Source organism: Sulfurovum sp. bin170, assembly GCF_010892395.1.
Classification (GTDB): Bacteria; Campylobacterota; Campylobacteria; order Campylobacterales; family Sulfurovaceae; genus UBA1140.
Genome location: NZ_JAACKB010000276.1, coordinates 1 through 7,205, shown reverse-complemented (window position 1 = coordinate 7,205; position 7,205 = coordinate 1). Strand labels below are relative to the sequence as shown.

At 35.6% G+C, this 7,205-nt stretch carries 7 protein-coding genes; 1 reads left to right on the top strand and 6 read right to left on the bottom strand.

Features of this window, described 5'->3' with window-relative positions; genetic code table 11:
• Positions 1-50: 50 nt before the first annotated feature.
• Positions 51-1,070, bottom strand: a complete 1,020-nt coding sequence (locus tag GSY74_RS06520) for a DNA polymerase beta superfamily protein (RefSeq protein WP_164664296.1) — start codon at positions 1,068-1,070, stop codon at positions 51-53.
• Positions 1,071-1,114: 44 nt separating this feature from the next.
• On the bottom strand, positions 1,115-1,798 hold the full coding sequence (locus tag GSY74_RS06515; RefSeq protein WP_164664295.1) for a hypothetical protein: 684 nt from the start codon (positions 1,796-1,798) through the stop codon (positions 1,115-1,117).
• Positions 1,799-1,911: 113 nt separating this feature from the next.
• Between GSY74_RS06515 and GSY74_RS06510 the strand changes: the two genes are divergently transcribed.
• Entirely contained in the window at positions 1,912-2,385 is a 474-nt protein-coding gene (locus GSY74_RS06510) for a hypothetical protein (protein WP_164664294.1), read from the top strand.
• A gap of 171 nt (positions 2,386-2,556) precedes the next feature.
• On the opposite strand, the gene thrC is transcribed toward GSY74_RS06510, so the two are convergent.
• The 4 genes from thrC to GSY74_RS06490 form a co-directional block, all read right to left on the bottom strand.
• Positions 2,557-4,029, bottom strand: coding sequence for a threonine synthase (thrC, locus tag GSY74_RS06505; RefSeq protein WP_164664293.1), 1,473 nt, complete (start codon positions 4,027-4,029; stop codon positions 2,557-2,559).
• 120 nt (positions 4,030-4,149) lie between these two features.
• Positions 4,150-4,953: a murein L,D-transpeptidase catalytic domain-containing protein gene (locus tag GSY74_RS06500; RefSeq protein ID WP_164664292.1), complete on the bottom strand. Its 804-nt coding sequence runs from the start codon at positions 4,951-4,953 to the stop codon at positions 4,150-4,152.
• A 65-nt stretch (positions 4,954-5,018) separates the two neighbouring features.
• Complete coding sequence (locus GSY74_RS06495; protein ID WP_164664291.1) at positions 5,019-6,704, bottom strand: NAD-binding protein; 1,686 nt, start codon at positions 6,702-6,704, stop codon at positions 5,019-5,021.
• A 3-nt stretch (positions 6,705-6,707) separates the two neighbouring features.
• Positions 6,708-7,076 carry a DUF6394 family protein gene (locus GSY74_RS06490; protein ID WP_164664290.1) on the bottom strand — a complete coding sequence of 123 codons (369 nt, stop codon included), beginning with the start codon at positions 7,074-7,076 and terminating at the stop codon, positions 6,708-6,710.
• Between the last annotated feature and the right edge of the window lie 129 nt (positions 7,077-7,205).

Here is a 7,205-nt window from a genome sequence, read left to right as displayed (position 1 = left end):
TTTTATTACAAACTTCAATAATTTTCTTTTTGAAAGATTCTATCAACTTTTCAACCAACTATTAGTTTTAACAGCAACTTATCAATGAAAACTTCATCAGATTTTTCTGGAAGATTACTCTTTTCTAATTTTTCCTGAACCGTGGTCAATTGATTGTCAAGATACTCCATTACATCTTCTAGTGACTCTTCCCCCTCTTTTATAGAGGTAACATAGGCTCTGTTTTTCAGAGGAAATGAGATAAATTCATCATCTATCAACTCCTCCACCTCATTAATCACCCTAACAGCATGAGATAACGCCTTAAAATCTACCCCTTTGGCAGAAGCCCTTGCACGGTTTCCAAATTGCTCTTCCATGTCGGTGATTTTTTCAGCAAAGTATTTAACAGTGACTGTACCTAAAAAGCGTTTACCCAAGACTTCTATATACTTCCCCTGTTTAGTTCCACTATGACCCCTAGATATAGATGCTATTGCATAATTAATATACTTGAATGGAGTCTCTTCAAAAATCCTATCTACATCTGGAAACATAGTTTTTAATTTTTCATCTCCTTGCTCTTTAACCAAAGCGTTGAAATACTTTACAAAAAGATGCAGTTCATTAAATCGTTCACCTCTCACATTGTAAACCTTACTTTGCCCCACACAGTAGCCTATGAAAGAGTGTAGATTACGATTATAAAACTTCTTATAGCTCTCCATCATCATACTCGTAAACTCTTTGTCATTATATACCTGCGTATCTTCTCTAAACATCGAAAAGAGTATATCCATCGCTCCTGTTTCGCCTTTTTTTAGGAGATTAAAGAATTTATAGACAGAAAAGAGTTGCAGGTCAATATCATCTTTGCTATTTTTGGTGTTTTCATCATTTGAGTTAAAGTTGAAATGTTCTAAATCCTTTTTTAAAAGCACATCATTTTTGTTGGGAATAAAGATACCTTTGTAGTCAGTATCAGAGTTGGGGTTGTCTGTTCCGTAGAGTTTAGAGCCATACTTAGTAACATATACCACTTTGCAGTTCTGTTCTTGTTCAAAATTTTTTATTAGTTTTTTTATATTCATAATGTGGAATTATAGCTAAGTTATTTCAAGCTTTTTAATCGGTTCTATTTTAGCAAACTTAACAAGAAATCACCATAGTAGGTAGCTGAATCATAAAGATAATCTATAACTGTCCCTAGATATATTTTATCACCTGGTATCTGTGTTAGCATAATGATAATCATAGCTAGATTTGCACTGGGTAAAAAGAGAAAACTAAAAGGAAGCCCAACCTCTACAATATCTGACTGCCTTGGATGAAAACTGATGATGACATTATAAACATGATGCACGAGAGTATAACCAAGAATCCCCATAAGTATAGGGTAGTAGGTTGGACTAGAGATATGTATTATCCCAATAACAGCAACCCCTAAAGTAGAGAAAAAATATGGAGATACATCAATGAGCCAGTTCCCCTGTCTTCTCCCCTCTGTTCCCATATATCTCATATATCCACCTACCATATGTGCCCGTATTTCAATTATTTTATTGAAAGATATGAGAGCAAATATAGTATGAGTAATCTCATGTTCAAGGATTAGGAGTAGTCTTCCTATTCTGTTTCTAAATAGGACAAACCAAATAATAAAATAGGCTCCCATACCTATAAAAAAATTTTGATACACCACAAAATCCTCTATCATGGAGTAGGTTATTTTAAAAAAGACAGTACCTAGCTCCAAAAATAGTAGAAAAGATAGTATTGCAACTGGATATTTGAAGATATTGATTATAGAATTTACCATAGTTATTTCCCCCTAAAATATACTTATTAAAATAATTATATTATAAAGTAGCTTACAATTTATTAATACCAATTACGATAAACTACATGAATTAATTTGCAAGGAGTTAAAAAATGAAAAAAATAGCAATGAGTATACTCTTGACAAGCACAATATATGCAGGTGGAATCTTCTCTGTAGGTCACAAAAATATTAGTATTACAGCAGGTACCGATACGGCGTATGGTAATACCTATACAGTTATGGGGATAGATGCACACTACTTTATAGTAGACAATATATCAATGGGCATCTCATATCACACTTGGTTAGGCGATGACCCTAGCATCAATCAAATTACAATACCTATGACCTATCATATACCACTAAATATAGGATTTAGTCCATATCTTGGTGGATTCTACTCTCGTACTATGATTGGTGAGGACAACAATGATTATAATAGCTATGGTGGTAGAGTTGGTATGACGATGCAGACCTCTCCAAGCTCATATATGTCATTTGGTTGGGTTCAAGAGTTTAATGAAAATGGAGATAATGTCTCTAGTAGAGGTTATCCAGAGGTCTCTGCTGGTATTTCGTTTTAAGTGTTAATGTAGCCTTTTGCATTAGTTCAATTAAGCTCTATAATGGTTGTATCTATAGGTTTATTTAAATACAACTTTTGTATCGGTTCAATTATGTATGAAATATGGCGGACAGTGAGGATTTATCGTAAATTGTATTTTACGATAAACTTACTTTAGTGGGAATGAGAATTAATTCAAAAATCTAAGCATCTCATCTTTTATATCCTCTGCATCCACAACATTAGAATGTTTAATCTCTTTTAAAAACAGTCCATCTATCATCTTAGGAACTTTTTGAGAGCTATTGTTTTTCATCCACTCCAATGCCTCAGTATCATTATCTATATCTGTAGCACCCAAAGCCCTAGCAACTGTAGTTGAGAACTTTGTCCATTCAGCAGTGGAGTATACAACAACTTTCAAATCTTTTGGGGTACACTTCTCATAAGCCTTCATACAAGTAGCTGTATGTGGATCCATGATATACCCCTGTTGGGCATATTTGGCGATATAAGCTTCACACTCATCATCCTCTGCATAGGTCGCTACAAAATCCTCTTGAATAGAAGCTAACTCCTCTGTCGTCAAACTATATCTGCCAATACTGTTTAGAGAATCCATCAACTCTTTGGTTCGCTCACCTCCAAACTTATCAAAAAGAACCCTCTCTACATTTGAACTCTTTAGAATATCCATAGCAGGTGACTCTGTTTTGATAAGCTCACGATTTGCCATATCATACACACCTTTTTCTATGAGGTCTGTCAAGATATTGTTGATATTGGATGCGACTAGTAGCTTCTCTACAGGCAGTCCAGCTTTTTTGGCATAATATCCACCAAGAACATTACCAAAGTTTCCAGATGGTACATTTAGATATATATTTTCACCCATCTCTATCTCAGCCATTCTAACCAACTCTAAATAGGCATGAATATGATAAATAATCTGAAAAATAATCCGTCCAAAGTTCACAGAGTTAGCAGCAGAGAGCTTAATATTTCGCTCCTCTAGTTCAGCTTTGAACTCCTTTGAAGCCAAGAGTGCTTTGAGATTATTTTGAGTATCATCAAAGTTACCATGAACACCCATCACTTTTAGATTTTCTGCCTCCTCTGTTACCATCTGTAGTCGCTGAACATCACTTGTGCCACCATGAGGATAGAGACAAGCTACTCTAATATTGTCTTGATTTTTAAATGTCTCTAGCGTGGCAGGACCAGTATCTCCACTAGTCGCTGCCATTATCAGATAGTTCTCATCTCTCTTTTGTGCCTCTTTTGCCAAGATATAACCAAAAGGTTGTAGTGCCATATCTTTGAACGCACGAGTAGGACCATGATAGAGTTCCATGACAAAACAGTCATCTTCTATCTTGACTAATGGAACAGGATTTTTAGGGTCATCAAACTCATCATAACGAGCTAAAGCTTCCACTAGAGTTTTGTCATCTATATCAATCTCAAAACTATGCAAAACTCCAAGAGCCAACTCTTTATAGTTGCTATTTAGGTGTCTCTCTAAAAATTCAATACCAAATGAAGGAAGAGTTTGGGGTGCATAAATCCCACCAAAACTAGCACTTGGACTTAGAATAGCCTCCGAAAAGCTTACCTTATCTCTACTGCTTCCATCATTACCACGAGTCTCTACAAATTGCATCTTTTATTATCCTAAATTTTTTTTAAATTATACCAAAATTAGGAAACGAAAACTTTAGTTTCGTCTCTTTCGGGGCTAAAGCCTCCGATTCCAAGCAGTACATCTAATGAATCACTAAAATCATCTCCCAGTATAGCTATACAGGAGTGCCTTTTTGAGTTTAGAAAAAACTCTATATCTATCTTGTGGACGGATAGCAAAACAGCCATGACTTCTTCCACCAGAGTTTACATATTTAGCTGTGTGCATCACAACATCTCGTCCTCCCCACCTCGATGGATGACCAACTTTTCTGTTGCTTCTCTCTAGTCCCTTTACAGATAGATATCTGTGCCCTTTTTTCTTAGTTCGTCCCTCTCTTGAACCAACTTTAAAAAAACCATAAGGTGTCATATTGGTAGAGCGTCTGTTACTAGAGCGTCTGACCTTGCCCCCAACACTACCAGAGCGTTTTCCATGTGCCACTTTATGTTTATGCACCGTTCCATTTCTTAGATTTATAATATATAGCCGTTTGCTTCTTGCTGATTTTGTATAGTCTGCTATTGCTAGATATTTTGAAGAGAGAGCTTTTTTACTTCTGTTCTTTTTATAAAAAGAGAAGGCTTTTTTCAGAGCTCCTCTATTAATGTCTGTCTTTTTTAGTACTTTTTTGTAGATTTCATCAAGCTTTAGAGAGAGCCTTCTGTTAACTTTTACAGATTTTCTCTTGGGTACTTTTTTGACCCATTTTTTTACTTTTGTGACCTTCGTACTCTTTTTTTTTACTGTTTTAACTCTTTTTTTCTCCTTTATAGAGAGTTTACTTGGCTTTTTAATAACCTTTGGGGGTTCAGGCTCATAAGGGTTAAAGTAACTCTCTTTTGCCAATAGGCTTGAACTAGAGAGAAGAGCGATTGCTAACATAAAGATAATTTGTTTCATACAATTCCTAATATTTTTTTGTGTTTAAAAAAATTTCGGAATATTACATACTCTTTAGTTAATAGTTACTTAAATATCTTCCCCAAAAGCCAATTTTTCTTCTCCTCCCCAGTGCGAATGTAGTGCAAATCATATATATTTGAAGCGATATACTCTATCTCCTCTCTACTCTCCTCATCACAAGCAAAAAGTATCTGGTCACCCAACTCCATAACCTCATCATGTGGTAGAAGTATCTCCTCATTTCCTCTTTTGAGCAGTAGAGGTATAGCATTGTGATAACTCTTCCAATCTCTTAATGATTTAAGTAGAATATTTAGATTAATACTCTCTCCTGCTTCAATCTCACGATAGAGTGCATAGGCTCTCTCTTCTGTAATTGTCAGATTCATAAGCTTTGGATTTGCACCTATTTGACTCTTTAACAGGTTGACCAGAGAGGTTCCCCACTCTTCATCTTTATATATAATCAGCTTTAGAAAAGCATGTTTTAGTGGATTTGCTAACTGCAAAGAGGTCTTATTTATCAAGATTTTCTCTATCATAAAAAGCCAATCTATATTGGCAGCCTCAAAGATACTCACCTCTTTCATAGTATTTTCTCTCGCTATCAAATATAGCTCTGAGTTTAATTTTTGAGCTGTCAAAACAATTGAGATATTATCAATATCATTTTGGGTACCTGCTATCAATACAGCAGACTCCTCTATCCCCGCTTCTAGCAGAACCTCTCTATCATCAGCATTAGCAGAGATAAAGGTATTGTTCTCGATCATCTCTTTAGTTGGGATAACATTCTCATCAATAATCACATACTCTATACCATGAAAATCTAGTTTCTCTTTGACAACCTTTCCCATCCGACCATAACCACAGATAATATATCTACCCTGTGGCAAAAAAGTCGCCTCATGTGTCAAATCATAATTTTTGTAAATCCAGTTCTCAAGTATCATAATATGTGGTGCAATTAGTGCAATATCCAACCGTTTTGCAAAAATCTCAAAAGGGTTCTCTACCTTTGCTATATCTGTATCTATTAGAGAGGTCATCGTATCACGCACGGTCGCTTTGGTTATAACCTTTACATTTGAGTTTAGAAACTTTGTCAAGATAGCTATTCGTAGATTTTTATCCTCTTTGAAAAAGTGTGAGACCACTGCCTGACACCTGTCCATCTCTATTCCTGCATCTTTGAGTGTCTCTGTCAAAAGAGCATCAGCGACCATCACAGGGATAGAGTGAGCAAAATCCTCAAGCAAGAATCCATTTATCTTATCTTCACTAATATCAACTAAAACTACAGCTAAATCATTTGCTAGAAGTTTCTGTATCACCTGTGAATTGACATGGTTGTAGCCCAATATAATAATAAAATCAGATTTCAATGCCCTCACTCGTTTTCTAAATCTCCCTTTCATAAGCTCATTTTTTAGAGTCTTGTCAGAGAGAACAGCAACCAGCGTACCAATAGCATAAAACCAACCAACCACAGTCAGATAGATACAGACAAGTACCCAGAGCCGTTGAGTATAGGTAAACTCATAGGGTGTTTCACCAAACCCGATAGTCGAAGCAGTATAAGATATAAAATAAAACGCATCAAAGAAAGTAAGATGATAAATATCACCTTTGTCATCAACCCCAGGGATAAGAACCATCCCCAAAATAGCGATAGAGTAAGTAATAATAATAACAAGTAGAGGAGTTCTAAGCCTCTGTAGGATTATCCATAAAGCATTATTATCCATGCTCTACCTCTTTGATTTGAGCGTCTCACCTATATAGAGAATTACAGAGGTCACATTCGCCATCAATGCCCCACCAGAGAGAGAGACGATAGTAGCCATAGTAGCCGAATCCATACTATCCGTAACAGTCCAGATAAGAACAGCCGCGATAAGTTGTATATCTGCTACCAAGGAACTAGCCAATAGAACAGAGCCTATCTGTGTCTTATCACCAATCTTCAAGATAGTAGCTATTAGAGAGACTACCAACGCGGCATATAGCTCATAGTTTGTATGCATCTCAATATTTTGAGCATCTCCATAAGAAAATCCAAAATTTAGTGTCATTGCGAGTATAAAGAAAAAGCCTGATATTACTTTTTGTAGGTTCATTATATAGTATCCTGTATATTTTAAGATATTATATAGGAATATGACTTAAGAAAAAATCAATTAAAATACCTCAAAAAGAATTCCTTTCAACTCATCCCTCATCTCTCTAGGCAGACTCTCCTGATTTGA

Excerpts from the sequence above, each read along its gene's own strand:
- GSY74_RS06500 (WP_164664292.1), bottom strand. The coding sequence starts at position 4,953 with ATGAAACAAATTATCTTTATGTTAGCAATCGCTCTTCTCTCTAGTTCA.
- GSY74_RS06510 (WP_164664294.1), top strand. The coding sequence starts at position 1,912 with ATGAAAAAAATAGCAATGAGTATACTCTTGACAAGCACAATATATGCA.
- GSY74_RS06520 (WP_164664296.1), bottom strand. The coding sequence starts at position 1,070 with ATGAATATAAAAAAACTAATAAAAAATTTTGAACAAGAACAGAACTGC.
- GSY74_RS06495 (WP_164664291.1), bottom strand. The coding sequence starts at position 6,704 with ATGGATAATAATGCTTTATGGATAATCCTACAGAGGCTTAGAACTCCT.
- GSY74_RS06515 (WP_164664295.1), bottom strand. The coding sequence starts at position 1,798 with ATGGTAAATTCTATAATCAATATCTTCAAATATCCAGTTGCAATACTA.
- GSY74_RS06490 (WP_164664290.1), bottom strand. The coding sequence starts at position 7,076 with ATGAACCTACAAAAAGTAATATCAGGCTTTTTCTTTATACTCGCAATG.
- thrC (WP_164664293.1), bottom strand. The coding sequence starts at position 4,029 with ATGCAATTTGTAGAGACTCGTGGTAATGATGGAAGCAGTAGAGATAAG.